The organism is uncultured Thermomonas sp., from assembly GCF_937872235.1.
In the GTDB taxonomy this organism is placed as follows: domain Bacteria; phylum Pseudomonadota; class Gammaproteobacteria; order Xanthomonadales; family Xanthomonadaceae; genus Thermomonas; species Thermomonas beijingensis.
In genome coordinates this window covers 1-1,716 of the sequence record NZ_CALMPC010000095.1, presented here as the reverse complement: position 1 = coordinate 1,716, position 1,716 = coordinate 1, and the positions used below count along the sequence as shown (strand labels likewise).

Annotated in this window: 1 protein-coding gene and 1 tRNA gene; one reads left to right on the top strand and one right to left on the bottom strand. The window is 58.5% G+C overall.

Annotation, left to right across the window (positions count from 1 at the left end; translation table 11 throughout):
- The first annotated feature begins 112 nt into the window (after positions 1–112).
- Positions 113–202 (top strand) — tRNA-Ser (locus QWB57_RS08570).
- A 147-nt stretch (positions 203–349) separates the two neighbouring features.
- Here the strand turns inward: QWB57_RS08570 and QWB57_RS08565 are convergent.
- Entirely contained in the window at positions 350–1,540 is a 1,191-nt protein-coding gene (locus QWB57_RS08565; protein WP_288969154.1) for a heparan-alpha-glucosaminide N-acetyltransferase domain-containing protein, read from the bottom strand.
- Positions 1,541–1,716 lie beyond the last annotated feature (176 nt).

Below are 1,716 nucleotides of genomic sequence, written 5' to 3'. Positions count from 1 at the left end.
GAAGCCAAAGACTCGTGCCATACTTGGCCTCATGCGGTTGAATTTCCTATCCGTTTCAATCCGGTGTTTTGGGCCAGTGCCCGGGCGCCGTCTGCATGAATTCAAATACGCCGGAAGCGTGGCAGAGCGGTTGAATGCACCAGTCTTGAAAACTGGCGTCGGGGCAACCCGATCGTGAGTTCGAATCTCACCGCTTCCGCCAATCGTCGTTATTGACTCAGCCTGATCATCCCTTTTCCAAGTCCAAGTGCTCCACGCACCGTGCAATGAGCCACCGAAAACCTGCTTGAGCGAGAATTGAATGTTCATCTCGACGCCCCCCAGGCGCGCTCGACGATCAAAGGAGGTGTCAGAAAAACTGCCACATCGAATTCACTCTCCGGGTGCTCCGAAACCGCAAGTACCAACGACAGAACAACCACATCAAGACCAGCCCGGTGATCCAGGCGAGCAGCATTGTGGCGGGGCCCGCACCGCCACGAAACATCAGACCCATCGCGGCAAACAGCCACAGGTGGACCAAATAGAACATCAGTGCGCAGCGGCCGAAGGTGACCAGCGGATTGTGCGCATGCGTCATCCAACCCGGCAGTCGCGACCATTGTGCCAGCAACGCCAGGTTCAAACTCAGGGTGACGGCAACGAAGGCGATACTGGGTGGGTACTTCACAACGGTAAAAAACCCGGCCAAGCCAGGCGGAACACTATTGAGATTGCCCAAGCCGCCTGCCGCGCGCAACACAATAAACAAAAGTGCCAGTCCCACAGCAGCCCACAAGGCCGAACGTTGCGTGGCTTGCTGATCGTGCAGCAAGCCGCGTCCGATCAGGACACCCAGGCCACTCACGCCCAACCACGGCAAGACGGGGTAAGCGACGTCCCAAGCATTAGTGTGCCCCGCCACCGCCAGCACGCGCAGCCATGGCGCGACCAGCGCGCCTGGGCCCGGCTGAATCGACACCAAATACTCGGTCACGATCAGGGTCAGCGTTGACAGCAGCGCAATTGTCCAGCTCGGCAATTCAAGCATCAGTGCCCACACCATCATGCTCATACCCAAACTGAATAGCACGCCCAAGTGGAGCCGCACATCGCTTCCGCCTCCGGCCATATCGCCCCATGTTATCGCTGCGCCGGGATGGGCGCTGAAGATGCCCAATATCCACGCCGGGTCTTCGACCAGCAGTTGCAGGACAACCAACAACATCCCGCGATTGATCAAATATCGCCGGACATGAGTCATGTCCCAGCCCTTGCGTACACGGGCTTCGACCAACAAGACGATCCCTACGCCCATCAACATTGCAAAGCCCGGCGCGCAAACGTGCGTCAGCCAGCGCACCATGAACCAGAAGCTGTCAGGGAAGACGGGCAGCGCCGCGCCCCAATATTCTTGGGCGTGCCTGCGCGCCACCAGCATGCTGGCATGATCCAGGGCCATGAGCGCCATAATCAGCCCGCGATGGAAATCCAAGGCGGACAGCCTCGCTGGCGGGAGTTTGACCGAAAAGTCATGCGGCGAGACAGCAGTGTTGATCATGGCATTACGACCTGTAAATTCTCATGCTATCCCGCTCACCAGCATCGATTGAGGTACCAAGCGACGAAGCGGTGTTTTGCAGGCGCAAAACATCACCCTGACGGCGCGAAATGCGTCGCCTGTGAAGGTATTTGCATGGGTCGCCAAAGGATTGGGCTCGCGGGCTTGAGCTGCTC

What these genes read in the sequence shown, in the direction of transcription:
- QWB57_RS08565 (WP_288969154.1), bottom strand. Translation starts at nt 1,540, where the DNA reads ATGATCAACACTGCTGTCTCGCCGCATGACTTTTCGGTCAAACTCCCG.